20 protein-coding genes, 1 CRISPR repeat array and 1 riboswitch (1 of these 22 only partly in view) are annotated in these 23177 nt (G+C 61.2%); of the genes, 10 read left to right on the top strand and 10 right to left on the bottom strand.

Annotation, left to right across the window (positions count from 1 at the left end):
- Nucleotides 1-17: 17 nt before the first annotated feature.
- On the bottom strand, nucleotides 18-338 hold the full coding sequence (locus ACM62Q_RS07205) for an ArsR/SmtB family transcription factor (RefSeq protein WP_415035033.1): 321 nt from the start codon (nucleotides 336-338) through the stop codon (nucleotides 18-20).
- A gap of 78 nt (nucleotides 339-416) precedes the next feature.
- Here ACM62Q_RS07205 and ACM62Q_RS07200 point away from each other — a divergent pair, with 78 nt between their 5' ends.
- The 3 genes from ACM62Q_RS07200 (at nucleotide 417) to ACM62Q_RS07190 (ending at nucleotide 4096) form a co-directional block, all read left to right on the top strand.
- Complete coding sequence (locus ACM62Q_RS07200; RefSeq protein WP_415035031.1) at nucleotides 417-1736, top strand: murein hydrolase activator EnvC family protein; 1320 nt, start codon at nucleotides 417-419, stop codon at nucleotides 1734-1736.
- Nucleotides 1733-3205 (top strand): S41 family peptidase, encoded by a 1473-nt coding sequence (locus ACM62Q_RS07195; protein ID WP_415035029.1) that lies wholly within the window; start codon nucleotides 1733-1735, stop codon nucleotides 3203-3205. The genes ACM62Q_RS07200 and ACM62Q_RS07195 overlap by 4 nt, the downstream gene beginning before the upstream one ends.
- A gap of 132 nt (nucleotides 3206-3337) precedes the next feature.
- Nucleotides 3338-4096 (top strand): HesA/MoeB/ThiF family protein, encoded by a 759-nt coding sequence (locus ACM62Q_RS07190; protein ID WP_415035027.1) that lies wholly within the window; start codon nucleotides 3338-3340, stop codon nucleotides 4094-4096.
- Here the strand turns inward: ACM62Q_RS07190 and ribD are convergent.
- From ribD to pmbA, 5 genes are read right to left on the bottom strand one after another with little or no spacing between them, the layout of a single operon-like run.
- Entirely contained in the window at nucleotides 4093-5178 is a 1086-nt protein-coding gene (ribD, locus tag ACM62Q_RS07185) for a bifunctional diaminohydroxyphosphoribosylaminopyrimidine deaminase/5-amino-6-(5-phosphoribosylamino)uracil reductase RibD (protein WP_415035025.1), read from the bottom strand. The genes ACM62Q_RS07190 and ribD overlap by 4 nt on opposite strands.
- Nucleotides 5175-5639, bottom strand: coding sequence for a transcriptional regulator NrdR (nrdR, locus tag ACM62Q_RS07180; protein WP_415035023.1), 465 nt, complete (start codon nucleotides 5637-5639; stop codon nucleotides 5175-5177). Before nrdR ends, ribD begins: the two co-directional genes overlap by 4 nt.
- Nucleotides 5640-5681: 42 nt before the next feature.
- A complete protein-coding gene (gene glyA / locus ACM62Q_RS07175; RefSeq protein WP_415035021.1) occupies nucleotides 5682-6929 on the bottom strand; it encodes a serine hydroxymethyltransferase in 1248 nt (415 codons plus the stop codon).
- A 42-nt stretch (nucleotides 6930-6971) separates the two neighbouring features.
- Complete coding sequence (locus tag ACM62Q_RS07170; protein WP_415035019.1) at nucleotides 6972-7619, bottom strand: histidine phosphatase family protein; 648 nt, start codon at nucleotides 7617-7619, stop codon at nucleotides 6972-6974.
- The gene (pmbA, locus tag ACM62Q_RS07165; RefSeq protein WP_415035017.1) at nucleotides 7616-8959 is read right to left on the bottom strand and encodes a metalloprotease PmbA; all 1344 of its coding nucleotides are present in this window, start codon (nucleotides 8957-8959) and stop codon (nucleotides 7616-7618) included. Before pmbA ends, ACM62Q_RS07170 begins: the two co-directional genes overlap by 4 nt.
- 88 nt (nucleotides 8960-9047) lie before the next feature.
- Between pmbA and yjgA the strand changes: the two genes are divergently transcribed.
- Entirely contained in the window at nucleotides 9048-9605 is a 558-nt protein-coding gene (yjgA, locus tag ACM62Q_RS07160) for a ribosome biogenesis factor YjgA (protein WP_415035015.1), read from the top strand.
- Nucleotides 9592-10191 carry a molybdopterin adenylyltransferase gene (gene mog / locus ACM62Q_RS07155; RefSeq protein WP_415035013.1) on the top strand — a complete coding sequence of 200 codons (600 nt, stop codon included), beginning with the start codon at nucleotides 9592-9594 and terminating at the stop codon, nucleotides 10189-10191. The genes yjgA and mog overlap by 14 nt, the downstream gene beginning before the upstream one ends.
- 7 nt (nucleotides 10192-10198) lie before the next feature.
- Here mog and ACM62Q_RS07150 read toward each other — a convergent pair whose 3' ends face one another.
- A complete protein-coding gene (locus tag ACM62Q_RS07150; protein WP_415035011.1) occupies nucleotides 10199-11722 on the bottom strand; it encodes a hypothetical protein in 1524 nt (507 codons plus the stop codon).
- A gap of 168 nt (nucleotides 11723-11890) precedes the next feature.
- On the opposite strand from ACM62Q_RS07150, the gene ACM62Q_RS07145 reads away from it, so the two are divergent.
- The 4 genes from ACM62Q_RS07145 to waaA are packed head-to-tail and all read left to right on the top strand — an operon-like array spanning nucleotide 11891 to nucleotide 16076.
- Nucleotides 11891-12685, top strand: a complete 795-nt coding sequence (locus tag ACM62Q_RS07145) for a thymidylate synthase (protein ID WP_415035009.1) — start codon at nucleotides 11891-11893, stop codon at nucleotides 12683-12685.
- Between the two features lie 8 nt (nucleotides 12686-12693).
- On the top strand, nucleotides 12694-14283 hold the full coding sequence (pgi, locus tag ACM62Q_RS07140; RefSeq protein WP_415035007.1) for a glucose-6-phosphate isomerase: 1590 nt from the start codon (nucleotides 12694-12696) through the stop codon (nucleotides 14281-14283).
- 2 nt (nucleotides 14284-14285) lie between these two features.
- Nucleotides 14286-14762: a dihydrofolate reductase gene (locus ACM62Q_RS07135; protein WP_415035005.1), complete on the top strand. Its 477-nt coding sequence runs from the start codon at nucleotides 14286-14288 to the stop codon at nucleotides 14760-14762.
- A gap of 12 nt (nucleotides 14763-14774) precedes the next feature.
- Nucleotides 14775-16076 carry a lipid IV(A) 3-deoxy-D-manno-octulosonic acid transferase gene (gene waaA, locus ACM62Q_RS07130; protein ID WP_415035003.1) on the top strand — a complete coding sequence of 434 codons (1302 nt, stop codon included), beginning with the start codon at nucleotides 14775-14777 and terminating at the stop codon, nucleotides 16074-16076.
- On the opposite strand, the gene ACM62Q_RS07125 is transcribed toward waaA, so the two are convergent.
- The 3 genes from ACM62Q_RS07125 to ACM62Q_RS07115 all read right to left on the bottom strand — a co-directional run bounded on the left by ACM62Q_RS07125 (nucleotide 16042) and on the right by ACM62Q_RS07115 (nucleotide 19685).
- Nucleotides 16042-17373, bottom strand: coding sequence for a TolC family outer membrane protein (locus ACM62Q_RS07125; RefSeq protein ID WP_415035001.1), 1332 nt, complete (start codon nucleotides 17371-17373; stop codon nucleotides 16042-16044). The genes waaA and ACM62Q_RS07125 overlap by 35 nt on opposite strands.
- Before the next feature lie 12 nt (nucleotides 17374-17385).
- Nucleotides 17386-18039: a protein-L-isoaspartate O-methyltransferase family protein gene (locus tag ACM62Q_RS07120; RefSeq protein WP_415034999.1), complete on the bottom strand. Its 654-nt coding sequence runs from the start codon at nucleotides 18037-18039 to the stop codon at nucleotides 17386-17388.
- Between the two features lie 134 nt (nucleotides 18040-18173).
- Nucleotides 18174-19685, bottom strand: coding sequence for a carbonic anhydrase (locus ACM62Q_RS07115; RefSeq protein ID WP_415034997.1), 1512 nt, complete (start codon nucleotides 19683-19685; stop codon nucleotides 18174-18176).
- Between the two features lie 132 nt (nucleotides 19686-19817).
- A riboswitch (TPP riboswitch) is annotated at nucleotides 19818-19913 on the top strand.
- Between the two features lie 67 nt (nucleotides 19914-19980).
- Between ACM62Q_RS07115 and thiC the strand changes: the two genes are divergently transcribed.
- Entirely contained in the window at nucleotides 19981-21897 is a 1917-nt protein-coding gene (gene thiC, locus ACM62Q_RS07110) for a phosphomethylpyrimidine synthase ThiC (protein ID WP_415034995.1), read from the top strand.
- A gap of 305 nt (nucleotides 21898-22202) precedes the next feature.
- A CRISPR array of direct repeats spans nucleotides 22203-23177; the repeat unit is 37 nt; unit sequence GTTGTAGCTCCCTCTCTCACCCCGGAAAGCTACAATC (it continues 2277 nt past the right edge of the window).

The following is a 23177-nucleotide window of genomic DNA, read 5'->3' as shown; positions in this document are numbered from 1 at the left end:
AACTCCATCGGCATGGGTTAAGACTCCACTCCACAAAAAACTTCGCGCATCATGCCGATGAGCTGCAGGGTGCGCTGATCGCCCACCCGATAAAAAACCCGATTCGCATCTTTACGCGTCAGCAAGACGCCTTTTTCGCGCAGAATCGCCAGATGTTGGGAAATATTGCTCTGCGAGGTACCTACGGTATCGACGATATCTTGCACGCAGGCTTCCTGGTCGCCGACCACACAGAGAATTTTCAGGCGCAAGGGGTGCGCAATCGCCTTCAGCGCGCGCGCTGCCGTCTCGATGTGCTCCTGTTTTTCGATCAAATTGATCGATGAAATGGCCACCATGTGAAAACCTCGTTTCAGTTGAACGGTTGATTATAGAATAAGCCTTGCCATAACAAGAACACCTCTCGAATCGCCCCCATGTCCTTTTCATTTCAGCGCCGGTCCATCGCCCATTCGATGCTGGCGTTTGCGCTGTATTTCCTCTGCGCCAGCCCGCTGTGGGCGCAAAAAACTGCCAGCGCGCCCGAAGTTGCCGAAAAACGCGCCGATTTAAGCGAACTGCGCCAACGCATCGACGGTTTGCGCAAGGAATTGAGCAGCAACGAAGACAGCCGCGCCGATGCTGCCGACCGACTGCGTGAATCCGAGCGACAAATTTCCCGCTTGCAACGCCAGCTGCACGATTTGGGCAGCCAGCGCGGCCAGTTGCAAACCCAGTTGGGCGCTTTGGAAAATCAATCGCGCAGCCTCGCCGCCACGCTCACCCAGCAGCAAACCCAGCTCGAGCAACTCCTTTACCGCCAATATCTGCGCGGCGACCCGGATTCGCTGCAACTCTTGCTCAACGGCGACGACCCCAACCAAATGGCGCGCGACCTGCACTATCTTTCTGCCATTGCCAACGCGCGTAGCGATCTGATGGGCGAAATCCGCCAAACCATCCAGCAGAAAAAAACACTCGCTGCACAAACCCGCGAACGCAGCAGCGAATTGGCCGAAGTCGAAAACGAGCAGCGCAAACAGCACAGCGAGCTCGATAAAGAGCGCCAGGCGCACAAAACCCTCTACGCCGAAATTTCTGACAAGGTCCGCAGCCAGCGCCGCGAAATCGGTGCCTTGCAGCGCGACGAAAAACGCATGACGCAGCTCATCGACCGCCTCTCGCGCATCCTTGCCCAACAAGCGGCTGCGGCGCGCGCCGCCGAAGCGCAACGGCGCAAGCAGATGGAAGAAGCGGCACGCAAAGCCGCTGCCGCAGGCAAGACGCCGCCGCCCGCCGCCAGCGAGAAAAAATCCGCCGGAGAAACCGAAAACCACTATGAACCCGCCCCCAGCGACGGCAGCTTTGCCAAGCTCAAAGGCAGGCTGCGCCTACCCGTCCAAGGTGCTGTCAGCGGCCGCTTCGGCAGCGCACGCGAAGGCGGCGGCCAGTGGCGCGGGGTATTCATTCGCGCCGCCAACGGCCAGCCGGTCAAAGCCATTGCCAAAGGGCGGGTGGTTTTTGCCGAATGGATGCGCGGTTTTGGCAACCTCCTCATCATCGACCACGGCGACAACTATCTATCGATTTACGGCAACAATGACGCCTTGCTCAAACAGGTCGGGCAAGCCGTGCAAGGTGGCGACACTATCGCCAGCGTCGGCAACACCGGGGGCAACCCGGAATCCGGTTTATACTTTGAAATTCGCCGTCAAGGCCAACCTATCGATCCCCTATCCTGGGCTACGTTGAAATGAGCAAACTGAAAACCTGGAGCCTCGCCTTCGGCGGCTTTGTCGCCGGCGCGCTGATCACCCTGCAGATACCGGCTTTCGCCCAGAAAGACGTGACCAGCAAACTGCCGATCGACGATTTACGCACCTTTGCCGAAGTCTATAGCGCCATCAAGCAGGGCTATGTCGAGCCGGTCGAAGACAAGAAAATGATCGCCAACGCCATTTCCGGCATGCTCTCCAACCTCGACCCGCATTCGGCCTATCTGGACACCGATTCCTTCAAGGATCTGCAGGTCGGCACGCAGGGCGAATTTGGCGGCCTGGGCATCGAAGTCGGCATGGAAGACGGCTTGGTCAAGGTGGTTTCCCCCATCGAAGACACCCCGGCTTACCGCGCCGGTGTCAAATCCGGCGACCTCATTTTCAAGCTCGATGACACCCTGGTCAAAGGTTTGAGCCTTTCGGACGCGGTCAAAAAGATGCGCGGCAAGCCGAAAACCTCGATTCGTTTGAGCATTCTGCGCAAGGGCGAAAACAAGCCGATCGAGCTCACCCTGACGCGTGAAATCATCAAGGTGCAAAGCGTCAAATCCAAGCTCATCGAACCCGGTTACGGTTGGGTGCGCATCACCCAGTTCCAGGAAACCACGCTCGCCGACCTCGCCAAACACCTGGGCAATCTTTATAAAGACGGCGAATTGAAGGGCTTGGTACTCGATTTACGCAACGACCCCGGCGGTCTTTTGAACGGCGCAATCGGCGTCTCCTCGGCCTTTTTGCCGGCCGACCTGAAAGTGGTGTCGACCGACGGTCGCACCCCGGACGCCAAGCAGGAATTCCTTGCCCGCCCCAGCGACTACCTGCGCGGCAGCCGCGAAGATCCGCTCGTCAAGCTGCCGGTCGGCGTCAAGAAAGTACCGATGGTGGTGCTGGTCAATGGCGGCTCGGCCTCGGCCTCGGAAATCGTTGCCGGCGCGCTGCAAGACCATAAACGTGCCGCCATCATCGGTACCCAGACTTTCGGCAAGGGTTCGGTGCAATCCGTCTTGCCGCTGCCCAACAACACGGCCATCAAGCTGACCACGGCGCGTTACTTCACGCCCTCAGGCCGCTCCATCCAGGCCAAGGGCATCACGCCGGACATCGTCGTCGAGGAAAGCGCCAATGGCAGCCGCGGCGAACGCATCCGCGAAGCCGATCTGGAACGCCACCTGGAAGACAAGAACGAAAAGAGCGATAAAAACGACAAGGCCGAGGCCGGCAAGGACAACAAACCCGCCGCCAAACCCTCCGCCAAGAACGAGAAGGACAACAAAGAAGCGGGTAAGAACGCCAAGGAAGAGGACGATCTGCCGCACGCCCGCCTGGAATACGCCAGCAAGGACGATTACCAATTCCAGCAGGCGCTGAACATCCTCAAAGCCACGCAAATCATGCAGGAGGGGATGAAACCGCGACTATTTAACTTGAAGTCTTCTTCAGCTCCGTAGTCACAACAAAATTTGGCAGGGGTTTGCCGCCACTGCCGAATCGCTACGAGTGAAACCACGGCCTTCTGGCCAGGGTATTCGCTCTTCGCACCGCCCTGAAGGGCGGAGTTTCAAACCGGAGTCAGGTATACGATGAACGACTCGCAACTCCTGCGCTACAGCCGGCACATCCTGCTCGATGCGCTAGGCGTCGAAGGGCAGCAGCGCATCCTGAATGGCCGCGTGCTCATCGTCGGCGCCGGCGGTCTCGGTTCGCCGGCAGCGCTCTACCTGACCGCAGCCGGCGTCGGGCAGATCACGCTGGCCGACGACGACACGGTCGATCTGACCAATCTGCAGCGCCAGATCCTTCACCGCGACAGCCGCATCGGCGTGAACAAGGCGCTCTCCGGGCAAATTGCCCTGGCCGAGATCAACCCGGAGGTGCGCGTCGTGCCGCTGGCCGAACGCCTGGACGCGGCGCGCCTGGCCGAGCTTGCCGCCGAGGCCGACCTCGTGCTCGATTGCACCGACAACTTCGCCACCCGTCACGCCATCAACCGCGCCTGCGTGGCGCAAAAAAAACCGCTGGTTTCCGGCGCGGCCATCCGTTTCGACGGCCAGGTCAGCGTCTACGCCCTGCATCAGAAAAACGCCCCCTGCTACCACTGCCTGTTTCCAGAGGCTGCCGAGGTCGAGGAAACCCGCTGCGCGACCCTGGGCGTATTCGCGCCGCTCACCGGCATTATCGGCAGCATGCAGGCAACGGAAGCGCTCAAATTGCTCGCCGGTATCGGCGAAACGCTGAATGGCCGTTTACTCCTGATCGACAGCCTGGACATGCAATGGCGCAGCGTGCGCTTCAAGCGTGACCCGGACTGCGCGGTTTGCAGCGCAGGTCCAGCGGCTTAGAGCGGCCGAGCGCGCAGAAAAATATCCGCGCCGATTTTGCGCAGCTCGATCAAATCCAGCTTGGTCTGTGCGCTCAATGTCGTCAAAGCCGGCCACTGGCACAGGCCTTGCGCCTGATCGCCCAGCAAGCAGGGGGCCAGATAAACAATCAATTCATCCACCAGGCCCGCCCGCAGCAAAGCGCCGTTGAGCCCGGCACCCGCTTCGACGTGGATTTCGTTACAACCCCGTGCGGCGAGTTTTTCCAATAAGGCCGCCAGATCGACCCGTCCATCGGCACCGGGCAGGGCCAGAATTTCGGCCCCGGCCGCCCGCAAGGCCGGGGCTTGCGGCAGATCGGCGCGGGCGCTGACCAGCAGCGCGCCGCCGGCCAGCAGCTTGGCGCTCGCCGGCGTTTGCAAACGGGAATCCACCACCACCCGCAAAGCTTGGCGCGCGCTGTCCACCGCGCGCACGGTCAGGCGGGGATCATCGGCCAGCACCGTACCGCTGCCGGTGAGAATGGCACAGGCGCGGGCGCGCCAGCGGTGGCCATCCTGACGCGCGGCAGGGCCGGTAATCCACTGGCTGGCACCATTTAACAGCGCGGTTTTGCCATCCAGGCTGGCCGCCATTTTCAGGCGCACCCAGGGCCGCCCCCGCCGCATGCGGGAAACAAAACCGATATTCAGCGCCTCGGCCTCGGCCGCCAGCAAACCGCTGGCCGTGCGGATACCCGCCGCTTCCAGCCTGGTCAGTCCGCGTCCGGCGACCTGCGGATTGGGGTCCGTCATCGCCGCCACCACCCGCGCCACACCCGCCGCGATCAGCGCCTCGGCGCAGGGCGGCGTGCGCCCGTGGTGACTGCAGGGTTCGAGCGAGACATAGGCCGTCGCGCCACGCGCCACCTCGCCCGCTGCGCGCAGGGCGTACACCTCGGCATGCGGCTCGCCGGCGCGCTCGTGCCAGCCTTCGCCAACGATCTGTTCGCCGTGCGCAATGACACAACCGACACGCGGATTGGGCGTGGTCGTCCACAGCCCCCGTTCGGCCAGTTGCAGCGCTCGCCCCATCATGGCGTGATCGAGCGCCGTAAAGCTCATTTTTTGCGTGTACCCGGGGAAACTTCCTTGATCGCCCGGGAAAATGCGTCGATGTCCTCGAAATTTCGATACACCGAGGCAAAACGGATGTAGGCCACCTTGTCGAGTTTTTTCAACTCGGCCATGACCAGCTCGCCGAGCTGCTGCGATAAAACCTCACGCAAACCGGCCGACAAAAGCTTTTCTTCGATGGCGATAATCGCCGCATCGACCAGTTCCGTCGACACCGGGCGTTTGCGCAAGGCCAGATCGAGGCTGGCGCGCAGCTTGGCGCGGGAAAATTCGATGCGTGAACCGTTTTTCTTGACCACCTGCGGCAGCTGAATTTCCGCCCGCTCATAGGTGGTAAAGCGTTTTTCGCAGGCGGCGCATTTACGCCGACGGCGCACGATGTCGCCTTCGTCGGAAACCCGGGTGTCCGCCACCCCGGTTTCCTCATGACCGCAAAAGGGGCACTTCATCGCCGCAACTCAAGCCCTGGCAGCGCCCCTGGCCAAAATACCTTAAGCGCCATATACCGGGAAACGCCGGCACAAATCCGCCACCTGGGTGCACACGCGAGCCGCCAAGGCCTCATCGCTGGGAGCATCGAGCACGTCGGCAATCAAGTGGGCGATCTGCTCCGCTTCGGCTTCGCCAAACCCGCGCGTGGTCATGGCCGGCGAACCGATACGAATACCAGAGGTGACAAAGGGCTTTTGCGGATCGTTCGGGATGCCGTTTTTGTTCACCGTGATATGCGCCCGCCCCAAGGCCGCCTCGGCGTCCTTGCCGGTGAGGTTCTTGGCTTGCAAATCGACGAGAAACAGGTGGCTCTCGGTGCGCCCGGAAACGATGCGCAGGCCGCGCGCCGCCAGCACGCGCGCCATGGCGTTCGCATTTTTGACGACTTGTTCCTGATAACGCTTGAATTCCGGCGTCGCCGCTTCCTTGAAAGCCACCGCCTTGGCGGCGATGACGTGCATCAGCGGGCCGCCCTGCAGGCCGGGGAAAATGGCGGAGTTAATCACTTTTTCGTACTCCGCCTTCATCAACACCACGCCGCCGCGCGGTCCGCGCAAGGTTTTGTGGGTGGTGGTGGTGACGACGTCGGCGTGCGGCACCGGGTTTGGGTACAGTCCGGCAGCAATCAAACCGGCGTAATGGGCCATATCGACCCAGAAAATCGCGCCGACTTCCTTGGCGATTTTGGCAAAACGTTCGAAATCGATTTTCAGAGCGTAGGCCGATGCCCCCGCCACGATGATTTTTGGCTTATGTTCGCGGGCGAGCGCTTCCATTTTGTCGTAATCAATCGCTTCGCTGGCATCCAGCCCGTAGGAAACGACATTGAACCATTTGCCGGACATATTGAGCGGCATGCCGTGGGTGAGGTGGCCGCCTTCGGCGAGGCTCATGCCCATGATGGTGTCGCCCGGCTTGGCAAAGGCCATGAGCACGGCCTGATTGGCCTGCGAGCCGGAATTGGGCTGCACGTTGGCAGCCTGCGCACCAAACAGCGCCTTGATGCGGTCAATGGCGATCTGCTCGGCGACATCGACGTGCTCGCAGCCGCCGTAATAGCGCTTGCCCGGATAGCCTTCGGCGTATTTGTTGGTCAACTGCGAACCCTGCGCTTCCATGACCGCCGTGCTGACGTAATTTTCCGAAGCAATCAGTTCGATATGCTCTTCCTGCCGGCGGTTCTCGGCCTGCACGGACTGCCAGAGTTCAGGATCAACGGTAGCCAGGGTGTCTTTCGCGGAAAACATGGGGTGCGCCTCGATGCAAGAAAGGGAAGGAGGCGGATTCTATCACGCAGGCAATTCATCCAGCGCTGCCGCGCTCAGGTGCGCCGTCTCGCCCCAGCAGACGATGCGCCAAACGCCATCGCGCAGCTCAAGCCAGTTCATGCCGGCATTCGGAATGAGGAAGTCGCGCGCCATTTCCAGCGGTTTACCGCGCACGAAACGGTTGATTACATCGAGCACGCCGCCATGCACCACCAAACCAATCGCCTCACCGGCATGCTGCGCCGCCAGTTGCTGCAAGCGCTGCGTCACCCGTCGGTAAAGCCCGTGCAGGCTTTCGCCATTTTCAAATGCGTAATCCGCATTGCGCCCGGCAAAGGCGGCGTAGGCTTCGGGATGTTCCGCTTCGGCTTGTGCATAGGTCAGACCGGCAAAGATGCCGTAATCGCGCTCGCGCAGCGCGGGTTCCGGCTGCGGCGTAAGCCCGATCGCTGCGCCAATCAAGCCCGCAGTTTCCCAGGCACGCTGCAAATCGCTGGAAAAAAGCGCCGTCAAACCCGCGGCGCGCAAGGCCATTCCCGCTGCCCGCGCCTGCCGACGACCTGCGGCATTGAGCGCAATATCGATCTGACCTTGAATACGTCGCTCGGCGTTCCACGCCGTTTCGCCGTGCCGAACCAGACACAGACGCGTCAACACCTGCGCGCTCATGCGCCGGCCACCGTCATTTTGTTGAGCAAAATCGACCCTGTTTGCTTGCTGCCGCGCACTTCCACATCATTGCCCACGGCCGCAATGGCGGCGAACATATCGCGCAAATTACCGGCAATGGTGATTTCTTCCACCGGATAGGCAATTTCGCCGTTTTCCACCCAGAAACCGGCTGCGCCGCGCGAGTAATCGCCGGTGACGTAGTTGATGCCATGTCCCAGCACTTCGGTCAGCAACAAGCCACGCCCCATTTGTTTGATGAGGCCGGCACGATCCAGCGCCCCAGGTTCGATGATCAGATTATGGCTGCCGCCGGCGTTACCCGTCGTCTGCAGTCCAAGTTTGCGCGCGGTGTAAGCGGAAAGAAAATAGCGCGCCAGCACCCCTGCCGTGACCACTTCGGAATCGCGCGTCGCCACGCCGTCGCTATCAAAACTTGCGCTGGCCAAACCGCCGGGAAGATGGGGGCGCTCACTGATCTGGACAAAATCCGGCATGATCTTGCGCCCCAGATGGTCCACCAGAAACGAGGATTTGCGATACAGCGCACCGCCGCTGGCCGCATGCACCAGGCTGGCGAGCAAACCCGCAGCCAGCGGCGCTTCGAACAGCACGGGATAGTCTCCCGTCTTGATCTGCCGGCTGTTCAAGCGCGCCACGGCGCGCTGGGCGGCCGTGCGGCCAATGATTTCCGGGGCGAGCAACTGGCGCGCATCGCGGTGCGTGCTATACCAGTCGTCGCGCTGCATTTCCTCGCTCTCGCCAGCAATCACCGCAGCAGAAATGTAATGCCGCGAAGTCGGATAGCCCCCCATGAAACCCAGGCTGTTGGCCGAAACGAAATGCGCCTCCTGGCTCGAAACGCTCGCCCCTTCCGAGTTATCGATGCGCGCATCGGCAGCAAAAGCTGCTTGCTCGCAACGCCGCGCCAGATCGATCGCTTCAGCAACATCAATGGCCCACGGATGGTACAGGTCCAGATCCGGACAATCCTTGGCCATCAAAGCGGCATCCGCCAATCCGGCGCAATCATCTTCCGCGGTAAAGCGGGCAATGGCGAGCGCTGCCTCCACCGTATCGCGCAGCGCTTGCGGTGAAAAGTCGGAGGTGCTGGCATAGCCCTTGCGCTGGCCGGCATAGACCGTGACGCCAACACCTTTGTCGCGGTTGTATTCGATGGTATCGACCGCGTCGCAGCGCACCGTGACGGACTGCCCAAAACCTTCCGACACGTCGACTTCGCAAGCACTTGCGCCTTGCTTGCGGGCGTAGGCAAGAACGTCCGCGCTCAGTTGTTGCAAATCGGCAAAGGCATAGGAAAAACCGCTGGAATGGCTCATGGCGATGCGGCGCGCGCAGCGCCGAGAGGGAAAACCGCTATGATAGCAGCCCTCATTTCCCGCATCGGCGCTCAAGCCGCGCACCATCATGTCTGCACACGACACCAGCGAAGACTACGGCGACGATCAGGAGCGCCGCTCGAAAACCCAGCAAAAGGCCGCCATGCACGCTTTGCGCGATTTAGGCAGCGAACTCGTCGAGCTGTCTCCCGGCCAGCTGAAACGCATGGATTTGCCTGAAGATTTGCACGCCGCCGTGCGTGCGGCGCAAAAAATCACGGCACACGGGGCGCGCCGGCGGCAGTTGCAATACATCGGCAAATTGATGCGCAGCGTCGAAAGTGCGCCGATTCTTGCCGGGCTGGCCCTGGTCCGCGGCGAATCAAGCGCCGAAACCGCCCGCCTGCACCGCCTGGAACGCCTGCGCACGCAGCTTTTGAGCGATGAAAATACCTTGAGCGAAATCACCCGCCAGTGGCCGGGAGCCGATTTGCAGTATTTGCGCCAGCTGCGCCGCAACGCTTTGAAAGAACAGGAAAACAACAAGCCGCCAAAAAACTATCGGGCGATTTTTCAGTATCTGAAAACACTGGATGGCGAAACCAGCGCCCCGCAAACCGAGGAAAACCGCCATGACGACGTCTAAACCCCTGCGCATCGGCCTCATCTCGGTCAGCGACCGCGCATCGAGCGGTGTTTATGCCGACCAAGGGCTGCCCGCTCTGCGCGACTGGTTAAACCAGGCACTCATCACGCCCTGGCAGGAAGAAAGCCGCCTGATTGCCGATGAGCAAACGCATATCGAAAGCACCTTGATCGAACTGGTCGACCAGGCCGGCTGCCAGTTGGTTTTTACCACCGGCGGCACCGGCCCGGCGCTGCGTGATGTCACCCCAGAAGCCACGCTGGCCGTGGCCGATAAAGAAATGCCCGGTTTTGGCGAGGAAATGCGACGTATCAGCTTGAATTTCGTCCCTACGGCAATCTTGTCGCGTCAGGTGGCGGTGATCCGCCGGCAGTCCCTGATCGTCAACCTACCTGGCCAGCCCAAGGCCATCCGCGAAACCCTGGAAGGCGTGCGCGGCGCAGACGGGCAATTTCGCCACCTCGGCATCTTTGCCGCCATTCCCTGCTGCATCGACTTATTGCACGGCCCTTACATCGAAACCCGCGCCGAAGTGATTCCGGTTTTTCGTCCGAAATCGCTGCAAAAACCCGGCAGCTCGGTTTAAGCCGCGCTCAGGTTGCCTGCAGCAGGCGGTAACGGGCAATTTCGTAGTCGCTGTTGTGTTCGAGCAAAAGCAGGGATTCAAAGAACACGCGCTGGCCTTGCAAAACATGCTCAAAGCGCTCGCGGCTGTCAAAAGTGTGCGGCGGCATGACCAGGCGCACTTCGCCCGGCAAATTGCCCTCCAGCAGAATCAGCAGGGGCACGGCCGCGCCCCGCGTGTTTTCGCCGCTGCGCACCGGCACCAGCTCGGCCGCCTCGACCTGTCGCGACAAGGTCTGAATACCCACCCGCGAGGCGCTATCGACGCCTCGATAAAAACGGCGCACGCAGCCCAAGAGCCAGTTTTCGCCACCGGCAGGCTGCATGGCCAGCAAAGCCCCGACCCGCAGCCAGTCTTTCGGCGGCTCATTGAGCAACACACCAAAACCGCCCCGGCTGACGTTATCCACCTGCCAAGATTCAACCTGTAAACCCATGGCTTGGCCGCCGAATTCGCGGGAAAAAATCACGAACGCATTGACCAGCCCGTGCAACACCTGCACCTGATGCCGGACGTGGTGCCGATCGTGCCGGCGCTGCGGCGGCACCGGTGCCAGATAGGCGCACAAATGACGCAAGACGGGAAGCAGGGTTTTGACCGGATATTGCCCGCCGAGATTGATTTCCGGCGGCACCTCCGCACCGCGCTCAAGCTGGCGCAACACCCCGAGAATCTGGCCGTGCGCTGCGCCCGGACGATAAAAACGTTGCGACGGCGTCACCTGTTCCGGCATTTTGGCCAGCCGTTGCGGCGGCTGCCCCACCCGCAGATCGACCCAGTACACACAATCGTGTTCTGCCGTCGAAAGAAAATCAAACGCCGCCAGATAGTGGCTGATGAACGCCTCAGCCAACTCGATCTCCAGCGGCAAGAGACTGTCCATCGACGCCGCCTGAAAAATCATTGCCTTGCGGTATTCGGTCAGGGGCGAACTATTGCCGAGCAGCCCCCCGGTCGCCACCGACTGCATACCGACGCCGACTGCTTCTGCCGCCAGCAAGGCCTGCCCGAGGCGACGCCAAACTTCCTTGGGCGGCGGCCCGTAACGAAACTGCTCCCATTTGATGAGCGTGCGCAAAGCACCGAGCAAATAGGTAGAGAGCGCCGGCAAGAGTGCGCGCGCCTGCTCTGCCGTGGGTTTGCGCGAAATGAAGGAAATCAGCGCGCGCTCGAGCACATCGGCAAACGAGGACCAAAAGCCGCTGTGAATCGACCACAGCCGGTTTTCTTCCGCCTTCGACAGGCGCGGCGTGTGCAAATACTCGTGCGCCAGGCGGCGCAGGTGCGGTGCGGCGGCATCCGCCAGCTGACGCGCCGCCTCAAAACTGCGCTCTGCCGGCAATTCGCCCCCGGCCACCAGGGAATCGAGCCAGATGCCGATTTCATCGAGCGCCTTGAAGGCGTTATCGCCCGGCAACTCGCCGATGATGCGCTGCAGCTCGCGTTTGTCCGCCAGGGGATGCCCACTTTGTTTATCAAACAACCCGCCCATGCTTTTTTACGACTCCCTTTTACGATGCCCCGATTTTTTCGCCCCCGCGCACAAGGCGCACGCCGGGCAAAATTTCATGCGCATAGACGCACCAACCCGCCGGCATGAACCGGCAATTCTACATTTGCTTCGATTAGAATGCTGCCATTTTCCAATTTTTAATCCGCCATGCAGCCCTATCTTGACCTCATGCGCCACGTTCTGGAACACGGACACGACAAGGCCGACCGCACCGGCACCGGCACCCGCTCCATTTTTGGCTGGCAGATGCGCTTTGACCTTGCCGCGGGTTTTCCGGCGCTGACCACCAAGAAGCTGCACCTGCGCTCGATCATTCACGAGCTGCTGTGGTTTTTGCAAGGCGACACCAACATCGCCTACCTGCACGCCAACGGCGTGCGCATCTGGGATGAATGGGCCGACGCCGACGGCGAGCTCGGCCCGGTCTATGGCAAGCAATGGCGCAGCTGGCAGAGCACGGACGGGCGCAGCATCGATCAGATCAGCCAATTGCTCGCCAGCCTGAAAAACAACCCGGATTCGCGCCGCCACATCGTGTCCGCCTGGAACCCCGGCGACGTCGACGCCATGGCCTTGCCGCCCTGCCATTGTCTCTTCCAGTTCTACGTCGCCGACAATAAACTTTCCTGCCAGCTCTACCAGCGCAGCGCCGACATCTTCCTCGGCGTGCCCTTCAATATTGCCTCCTATGCCCTGCTCACGCTGATGTTGGCGCAAGTGTGCGGTTACCAACCCGGCGAATTCGTGCATACCCTGGGCGATGCCCACCTCTACAGCAACCACTTCGAGCAGGCCCGCCTGCAACTCACGCGCACCCCGCGTGCGCTGCCGCGCATGTGGATCAACCCAGAAGTGCGCGACCTGTTCGCCTTCCGTTTCGAGGATTTCCGCCTCGACGATTACGCCCCGGACGCGCATATCGCCGCCCCGGTCGCGGTCTAGATCCGCCCATGAGCCAACGCACCCAGCTCCCTGCCTGGCAGGCGCTCAAAGCCCACGCCGAGGAAATCGCGCCTTTGCATCTGCGCCAGCTCTTTGCCGCCGACCCTGGGCGTTTTGCCACACTCTCCCTGCGTCACGGCGACTGGCTGCTGGACTTTTCCAAACAGCGCCTGAACGCGCAGACCCTGGAAAAACTGCACGCTCTGGCCAGCGCCTGCGCCTGGCGCGATGACTTGGCGCGCATGCGGGCTGGCGAACCCATCAACCACACCGAAGGGCGCGCCGTCAGCCACATGGCCCTGCGCGCCGGTGCCGCCGCGCCGGCAGAAGTACGGGCCAGCCTAGCGCGCATGGCGCAGTTCTGCGAGCGCATCCACAGCGGCAACTGGCGCGGCTATACGGGAGAGCGCATCACCGATGTCGTCAACCTCGGTATCGGCGGCTCCGATCTTGGCCCGCGCATGGCCACACAGGCGCTCGCCGCCTTCCAGCAAGCCGATTTGCGCGTGCATTTCGTCGCCAACCTCGATGGTGCCGACCTCGCCGGCATCTTGAGCCGCTTGAACCCGCGTTCCACGCTCTTCATCGTTGCCAGCAAAACTTTCACCACCCTGGAAACCCTGCGTAACGCCCAGAGCGCCCGCGACTGGTTGCTCGCGGCGCTGCACGATCCGAGCGCCGTCAGCAGACACTTCGTCGCCACCTCCAGCAATCTCGCTGCGGCGGCGCAATTCGGCATTCCAGAAGAAAACGTCTTTGCCTTCGCCGATTCCGTCGGCGGCCGTTTTTCATTGTGCTCGCCGGTTGGCCTATCGCTGGCGCTGGCCGTTGGCTTCAAGCATTTCGCACAGCTTCTGGCCGGTGCCCAGGCCATGGATGCGCACTTCTGCAATGCGCCCGATAACGAAAACCTGCCGCTGACGCTGGCCCTGATCGCCGTCTGGAACAACAATTTTCTCGGCACCACCAGCCACGGCGTTTTCCCCTACAGCCACTCGCTCGCACAGCTGCCGGACTACCTGCAGCAACTGGAAATGGAAAGTAACGGCAAATCGGTGGATCGCGACGGCCAGAGGCTCGATTACGCCAGCGCACCCATCGTCTGGGGCAGCGCGGGCTCCAACTGCCAGCATTCTTTTTTCCAGCTCTTACACCAGGGAAAAATGCAGTTGAGCTGCGATTTCATCGCACTCGCCCGCGCCGATTTCCCCCTGCCCGGCCACCACGACGGTCTGCTCGCCAACTGCCTGGCGCAAAGCGCCGCGCTTGCCTTCGGGCAAACGGCAGCAGAAGCACGCAGCGCCGGCAGCCCGGAAGCACTCCTCTCCTACCGCAGCTTTCCCGGCAACGTCGCTTCCAGCACCCTCATTTTGCCGAGACTCGATCCTTTCAGCCTGGGGCAGCTGCTCGCTCTTTACGAGCACAAAACCTTCTGCCTGGGCGTGTTGTGGAACCTCAATTCCTTCGACCAATGGGGCGTCGAACTGGGCAAGCAACTGGCCGGACAACTCACCCCGGCACTGCGCGGCGCGCCGCTCACCGGGCAGGACACTTCGACACAGGGCCTGGTCGCGCACCTGCGCCACTTGCAGAGATAAACATGCCTGAACTCATCCTCATTGCCGCCGTAGCGGCCAACCGCGCCATCGGCAAGGACAACCGCCTGCTCTGGCAGATTCCGGAAGACATGGCGCATTTCAAAGCACTCACCGGCGGCCACACGGTGTTGATGGGGCGCAAGACCTGGGAGTCCCTGCCGGAACGCTTCCGCCCCCTGCCCGGACGGCGCAATCTGGTGGTCAGCCGGCAAGCCGGCTACGCTGCGCCGGGCGCCGAACTGGCGAATTCCGTCGAGGCCGCGCTGGCGCTTGCCGCCGAGGCCGAAAAAATTTTCGTAATCGGCGGCGAAGCAATCTATCGCCAAACCCTCGCCCTCGCACAGCACCTGGAGATCACCGAAGTCGCCCAGACACCGGAGGCCGATGCCTGGTTCCCTGAAATTTCCGCCACCGACTGGCAGGAAACCCGGCGCGACCCGCGCGATGGCTACGCCTTCGTCAGCTACCGGCGGCGCTGAATCCCCGCTCGCATGCCGCGCCGCCTCTACAGCCTCATCCTTTATCTGGCGACGCCGCTGATCCTGCTGCGCCTGTTCTGGCGCGCGCGCAAACAAGCGGCCTATCGTGAACATCTGGGTGAGCGTTTTGGCTTTTATCCGGCGCTTGCCCAGGCGCTCACCCAGGCGAAAACCCCGCCCGGCAGGAAACCGCTGATCTGGCTGCACGCCGTCTCCGTCGGCGAAACCCGCGCCGCCGAGCCGCTGCTGCATGCCCTGAGCGAACGTTGGCCGGATCACCAGATTCTCATCACCGGCATGACGCCGACCGGCCGGGAAACGGCGCATCAGCTCTATGGCGAGCGCGTTCTGCAAGCCTACCTGCCCTACGATTTCCCGGATGCCGTGGCGCGTTTTTTCCGCCATTTCCAGCCGCGCTTCGGCGTCTTGATGGAAACCGAAATCTGGCCCAATCTGCTGGCCGCGGCGGCGGATCGATCGATTCCCATCGCGCTGGCCAATGCCCGTTTATCAGAGCGCTCTGCCCGGGGGTATCAGCGCTTTTCTGCCCTCAGCTCGCCCGCTTTTGCCCAGCTCAGTGCCGTCGCCGCGCAGACTGCCGCCGATGCCGAACGCTTGCGCTCGCTCGGGGCGAAGGCCGTGACGGTGTGCGGCAATCTGAAGTTCGACGTGCGCCCGCAAGCCTCCTTGCTCACCCTGGGTGCCACTTGGCGGGAGGAACGTCAAAAACGCCCGGCCTGGCTCGCCGCCAGCACGCGCGAAGGTGAAGAGGCTTTGTTACTGGACGCCTGGCAAAAAAAACCCAGCGCTGCTCTGCTGATTTTGGTGCCCCGCCACCCGCAACGTTTTAGCGAAATCGCCCAGCTACTGCGCGCACGCGGCCTCAATTGGCGGGCGCGCAGCGCCGGGCTGCCAACGCCGGAGACGCAGGTTTGGCTGGGGGACAGCATGGGCGAAATGGCCGCCTATTACACCTGCGCCGATTTGGCTTTCATCGGCGGCAGTCTGCTGCCCTTGGGCGGGCAAAACCTCATCGAAGCCGCAGCTTGTGCCTGTCCAGTGCTTCTGGGCCCCCACACCTTCAATTTCCTGCAGGCCAGTGAAGATGCGATTGCCGCTGGCTGCGCCCGGCGCGTCCAGGATGCCGACGCAGTTTTGCAAACCGTCGAGGAATTATTTGCCGATGCAAGCACCCTGACGAGGATGCGCGAACGCAGCCTGGCTTTTGCCGCCGCCCATCAAGGGGCCAGCGAGCGTACCCTCGCCTTGCTACAGGAAATCAGCGCGCCTGCGCCGGATCAAGCAAGGCATTGAGACTGAGCACATCTTCCTCGCCCAAGCGCCCGACCGCCGCTTTCAACCGCAGCTGCGCCAGCAAAGTGTCGAAAGTCGCCTTGGCCAGATCGCGCCGGGTGACATACACCTGGTTTTCCGCATTGAGCACATCAATATTGATGCGCACCCCGACTTCATAACCCAGTTTGTTCGATTCCAGCGCCGACTGCGACGAACGCAAAGCCGCCTGTAAGGCCTTGACCTGAGCCAGACCGCTGCTCACGCCCAGATAATACTGGCGCGCCGCCAATGTCGCGTTGCGCCGCGCCGCCTCCAGCCCGGCCTGAGCCGCCTGCCGATTGGCCGCCGCCTCGCGCTGGCGAGACGCCACCAGACCGCCCTGATAGAGCGGCACATTCAACTGCACGCCGACATTGCTGCTATCGGTATCGACCATGCCGGTATTGGCGGCAAAATTCTTGCTTTTGCCGCGATTGGCGACCAGATCGAGCGTTGGATAATGGCCGGCGCGCTGTTTATCGACCTCGCGGCCAGCGATTTCTGCCTGCAAACGCTGCACCTGCACCGTCAAAGCCTCCGCTTCGGCAGCACTCAGCCAGTCTTGCAAACGCTTGGGGCTTGGGTTTTCCAGCGCCAAATCCGCACGCGGCGGGGCAAGCGGCCCGGCCTCCTGACCAATGAGCGCGGCCAGTGCCGCCTGGCGCACTTCCAATTCACTCTCGGCGGCAAGTTCCTGAGCAATCACCAGATCATGGCGCGCCTGGGCTTCGTGAGTATCGGTGATGGTGCTGGTGCCGACCTCGAAACTTTTTTGCGCCAAGGCAAGCTGCTGCGCAATGGCTTCCTTATTGGCACGCACTGCCGCCAGATTTTCGCTGGCATAGAGCACATCAAAATAGGCTTGCGCCACGCGCAAAATCAACTCCTGCTGGGCCAGGGCGAAATTCGCTTCCGCCTGCCCCGTCTGCAGCTTGGCCTGATCGTAGGCCACCCAGTTCTGCCAGCGAAACAAAGGCTGCACCAGGCTGAGCTGGTAGCTGTGCGTGTTGTACTGACGATCGCTGCGCGCCGCCGGCAAATTGCGCGGCTCGCTCTGGTTATCGTTCCATTGCGTGACGCCCGACAAACTCAGGCTGGGCAGCAAACCGGCCAGGCCTTGCGCTTTTTTTTCCTGCCCTGCCTCGCGCGTGGCACGGGCGGCAGCATAAATCGGGTCGTTCTCGGCGGCAGCCCGATACATTTCGAGCAAATCCGCCGCCTGCAGCGTGCCGCAAAACAACGAGAAAAAAACTGCAACGAGCGGTTTATGCATCATCGCGAGGCCAAATCAAAAGCTAAAGCCTGCCGGTTCCGGCGCGCCGTCGAGTGCCGGCATTTGCGTTTCAAACATATTGACCGCGTGGTAAGTCGCTTCTGCCGTACAGGTGATGAGACGGGCTTCCATGACCGGAGCCACCCCCACGATCACCGCCAGACGCCCACCGACGCGCAGCTGCTTGAGCAAGGCCGCCGGCACTTCCGGCACCGCGCCGGAAACCACGATCACATCGAACGGTGCGCGCTGCGGCCAGCCGGCAAGACCGTCGGCCACTTCGACCGTCACATTATCGACACCGCTGCGCTGCAAATTCTCACGCGCCATGGCCGCGAGGGCCGGACGACGTTCCAGGCTGGTGACATGTTCGGCGCGCGCGGCCAAAAGTGCCGCCATATAACCGCTGCCGGTGCCGATTTCCAGCACGCGGTCGCTGCGCTTCACCATCAATTCCTGCAACAGGCGCGCTTCCATGCGTGGCGGCAGCATCACCTGCCCGTCACCCAGGGGTAATTCCAGATCGGCAAACGCCAGATCACGGTGTGCCGGCGGCACGAAATTCTCCCGCTTCACCTCGTTCAGCAGGGACAGCACCCGGGGGTCGAGCACATCCCAGGGGCGGATTTGCTGCTCGATCATGTTGAAGCGCGCTTGTTCGATATTCATGAAAATCTCCGCTTGCACAGCCAGTAAAAAGCACTGCCGCGTACTTTTGTCACTTAAACCAGAAAAACGAGGCAGAAAACTGCCGGATTATACCCAAGTCCACGCCTGGGTTTTGCCTCATACGCAGGGCAAATTCAACGACTTTCCTTGATCAAACGCTCGTAAGTCGGCTGTACCGGGCGCGCATTATTGCGATAAAGGCGGGAAAAAATGCGAATCTGCTCTTCGGAAAATTGCACCGGCTGCTTCATGACGATCCACAACACCCCTTCGCTGCACGGCGGCGTCGTCAGAGAGCCCATGAAGGTGTAGTACTGCGGCGAACCAGGCAAGAGTTGCTTGGGCTCGATGACGATTTTTGGCGGGGCCACCGGCTGATTTTTTTCCAAGGGCAGATTGTTCCACAGGGTTTGGATCAGCGGATGCTCACTCCCGCTTTCGACCGGCAGCGCCACCACAGCGAGCGCACCGTTGCTGGCGCGGTGCACCAGATGCACGTCCATGGCATAGCGCTGACCATCGACCATGATTTCGCTCGGACGATGAAAATGAATTTCCTCCAGCTCGTAGGTTTTTCCGGTCAAGCTGAAACTGCTCTCGCCCACCGCCACACTCAAGCCGTGGCCCGTATCGACGATGCGAAACCTCGAGGGGCGGTAGTCGAATTGCAGCGGCTCCAGATCAACACGAATGCCCTGGCGCAAATCGATGGGGGATTGACGTTTGCCATTGGCGCATAGGCTGTTACGCGCATCGAGCTGCGCCCAGTGTTCCGGTGCCCCCGCGCCTTCGTAACCCCAGGTAACGCGCCCCGTAACCGCCGTTGCCGGCAGCACTTCCAGCATATAAGCACCCGCCGCGGCCCGAGGATTTGCTGGCGAAGCGAGCGGTTTTTTCGCCGGGTTGGCCACATTGCGTTTGACGTATTGTGTCGATCCACTCGGGGCTTTGACGGCAGGCAGAGGTTTCTCTGCCGCATTTGCCGCACCCGGCGTGGGGGCGGGTGCCGCGGCCGCGTTCGCATTCGTCGTGGCATTCGCCGGCGCGGGCGGCACCGTCGGCGGCGTGACCTGGGCTTTCAGATTGGGGCGAATCGAGCCGCCCGCCACATCGGCCACTTTTTGTGCACTGGCCTTTTGTTCACTGATTTTTTGTTCACTTGCCCGCGCTTTTTCGAGCATCCGCGCATTCGCCAACTGCAAACCGTCGGCCGCTTCGTTGGCCGCTTTGGCCAGCGCCAATGGATCGTCTTTCGGTGGGCGGCAGACTTCACGCAACACCCGGTCATCCAGCGTGCCGCTGCGTACGGGCAGTTCGACACCGGACACCGCTTCTTCGCGCAGACTTTCTTTTTCACTCTGACGATAAACGCGTTTGATAGTTTTGGCATTGCGCGTACCGCAGTCATAACGCGTGGTCGCCTCGATGATGCGGTAGGGCACACCGGTGTGGGCATCCAGCAATTCGCGCTCGAGCGTGACGCGGCTGAGAATTTCCACCACGTTCCCGGTGCGTTTCAAGGTCGTGCGATCGAGCTCAATGCGCCGCCCGGCATCGGTCGAAATATTCTGCCAATTTGATGCCGCCAGCGCGCACGGTGCCGCCAGAGCGCCGAACAGAGTCAACACCAGAAACAAAGAAGGCATGGAATTTCCTTTATCTTGAGCGCACATCAAGCACAGCAGCACACACAACGGATGTTTTATTTCGGCCCGCCAGCAAACTTCTTGAGCCGCGCCGAGCACATTGCATTTTGCCAGCCTTTCCAGTAACTTGCCGCGACACGTTAGGGGTGCCGGGGAAATTTCTGGCTGAGAGAGTCCCTTCGAACCTGTCCGGGTCATGCCGGCGTAGGGAAACGGCACCGCCAGAAATTTTTTCCGCCGGAACCTGTTGCCTCCGCCGCCGTCTGAACCGGCTGCCCTTGCCCACGGAGCCAACATGAACGCCAACGAACAATTCCTCGCCGCCAATGCCCAGGTGGACGCCGCCGCCATTGCGCCGCTACCCAACTCGCGCAAGGTCTACATTGCCGGCTCGCGCCTCGATCTGCAGGTGCCGATGCGCGAAATCTCCCAGGACGACACGCCGACGGCCTTCGGTGGTGAAAAGAACCCGCCGATCTTTGTCTACGACTGCTCCGGCCCTTATTCCGACCCGCAGGCCAAGATCGACATCCGCTCCGGCCTGCCGGCGCTGCGCGCCAAATGGATAGCAGAACGCGGCGACACCGAGGAGTTGCCCGCCCTCTCCTCCGAATACGGCCGTCAGCGCGCCGCCGACCAGGCGCTCGACGCACTGCGCTTTCCCGGCCTGCAGCGCCAGCCGCGCCGCGCCAAGACGGGGGCCAATGTCAGCCAGATGCATTACGCCCGCCAAGGCATCATCACGCCGGAAATGGAATTCGTGGCGCTCCGCGAAAACCTGAACCGCGCCGCCTACGTTGAATCGCTGCACGCCGCCGGCCCGACCGGCGCGAAAATGGCGGCGCTGCTCACCCGCCAGCATCCGGGGCAGAGCTTCGGCGCGGCGATTCCCGCCGAGATCACGCCGGAATTCGTGCGCTCGGAAATCGCCCGTGGCCGCGCCATCATCCCCAACAACATCAACCACCCGGAAAGCGAGCCGATGATCATCGGCCGCAACTTCCTGACCAAGATCAACGCCAACATCGGCAACTCGGCGCTTGGTTCCAGCATTCAGGAAGAGGTCGAAAAAATGACCTGGTCGATCCGCTGGGGCGGCGACACGGTGATGGATTTATCCACCGGCAAGAACATCCACGAAACACGTGAATGGATCATCCGCAACTCGCCAGTGCCGATTGGTACGGTGCCGATCTATCAAGCGCTGGAAAAGGTGAACGGCAGGGCCGAGGACCTGAGCTGGGAAATCTTCCGCGACACGCTGATCGAGCAGGCTGAACAAGGCGTCGACTACTTCACCATCCACGCTGGCGTACGGCTAGCGTACGTGCCGCTGACGGCGAATCGCATGACCGGCATCGTCAGCCGCGGCGGTTCGATCATGGCCAAATGGTGCTTGGCGCATCACAAGGAAAGCTTCCTCTACACCCATTTCGAAGACATCTGCGAGATCATGAAAGCCTACGACGTCGCCTTCTCACTCGGCGACGGCCTGCGTCCCGGCTCGATCTACGATGCCAACGACGAAGCGCAACTGGGCGAACTGAAGACGCTCGGCGAACTCACCGAAATCGCCTGGAAACACGACGTGCAGACGATCATCGAAGGGCCGGGCCACGTCCCCATGCATCTCATCAAGGAAAACATGGACCTGCAGCTCGACTACTGCAAGGAAGCCCCGTTCTACACGCTCGGCCCCTTGACCACCGACATCGCGCCGGGCTACGACCACATCACCAGCGGCATCGGCGCGGCGATGATCGGCTGGTACGGCACCGCCATGCTCTGCTACGTGACACCGAAGGAACACCTCGGCCTGCCCGACAAGGATGACGTCAAGGAAGGCATCATCACCTACAAACTCGCCGCGCACGCCGCCGACCTCGCCAAGGGCCACCCAGGCGCGCAGATCCGCGACAACGCGCTATCGAAGGCGCGCTACGAATTCCGCTGGGAAGATCAGTTCAACCTCGGCCTCGACCCAGACAAAGCGCGCGAATTCCACGACGAGACGCTGCCCAAGGAATCCGCCAAAGTCGCGCATTTCTGCTCGATGTGCGGGCCACATTTCTGCTCCATGAAGATCACCCAGGAAGTACGCGATTTCGCCGCCACCCAAGGTATCGCCGAAGGCGAGGCGCTGGAGAAGGGCATGGAAGCCAAGGCCGTGGAATTCGTCAAAACCGGGGCTCAGATTTACCACAAGCTATAACAGGCCGTTGAAAACCCCACCAAACCCATGCGCACGACATGATTTACCCTTCAAATCCAACGAAATAGAGATTTCATGCGCCGTGCCGACATAAGCCAATCGGAGATGTTCGGCTATCAAACTCTGGAGCAGCAGATTCCAGCTGCTCATCCGCTACGCAAATTGCGGGCGTTGGTCGATGGTACCCCCTCGAGAGTCTGCGCGCACTCGCAGGCGCAGACTCAAGAGAACAGCTCAGAATGCGTACCGCTGCGCACAAAAACGACCAAGCCGTTTTTGCCTGAATCGTCGGGGCTCAGTGATAGGTTGTAGCTCCCTCTCTCACCCCGGAAAGCTACAATCCCAGGGCGGCTGTAACTACTTGGCGCACAGGTTGTAGCTCCCTCTCTCACCCCGGAAAGCTACAATCTCGACGAAGGGGGTAGCATTGGCGTAGTAGGTTGTAGCTCCCTCTCTCACCCCGGAAAGCTACAATCCGGCGGCGCATCCCACATGTATTTCCGATGGTTGTAGCTCCCTCTCTCACCCCGGAAAGCTACAATCAAATTCACAAACCCCACCGCTTTACCCATTGTTGTAGCTCCCTCTCTCACCCCGGAAAGCTACAATCTGTCAGCGAAGGGGACGTTCAGATCGATTCGTTGTAGCTCCCTCTCTCACCCCGGAAAGCTACAATCCAGCCAGGCTGCCAGCGCCACGATGCCCTTGTTGTAGCTCCCTCTCTCACCCCGGAAAGCTACAATCAGATACAGGGAAGCGGAAATCTTGCGGTACGTTGTAGCTCCCTCTCTCACCCCGGAAAGCTACAATCCCGCGTGTTTACAGGGAATAACGCATAATCGTTGTAGCTCCCTCTCTCACCCCGGAAAGCTACAATCCACGGCGGCGTCACCAAACTGCACCGCGTCGTTGTAGCTCCCTCTCTCACCCCGGAAAGCTACAATCGAATACAACAAACGCCCGGTCAAGAAATTCGTTGTAGCTCCCTCTCTCACCCCGGAAAGCTACAATCAGTCGTCCCACACCTCCCAGCTATCCACCAGTTGTAGCTCCCTCTCTCACCCCGGAAAGCTACAATCGCCATACGGTTCAGCTCCAGCGCCGCTTCGGTTGTAGCTCCCTCTCTCACCCCGGAAAGCTACAATCAGCAAAAAGGCTCTATGCAGCGCGAAGCTGGTTGTAGCTCCCTCTCTCACCCCGGAAAGCTACAATGTTGTGCTGGTGTCATCTTTTCCTCCTTTGGTTGTAGCTCCCTCTCTCACCCCGGAAAGCTACAATCC

The organism is Azonexus sp., from assembly GCF_047638095.1.
In the GTDB taxonomy this organism is placed as follows: Bacteria; Pseudomonadota; Gammaproteobacteria; order Burkholderiales; family Rhodocyclaceae; genus Azonexus.
Note: the sequence above shows the minus strand (reverse complement) of the source record. Positions and strands in the feature narration are given on the sequence as shown.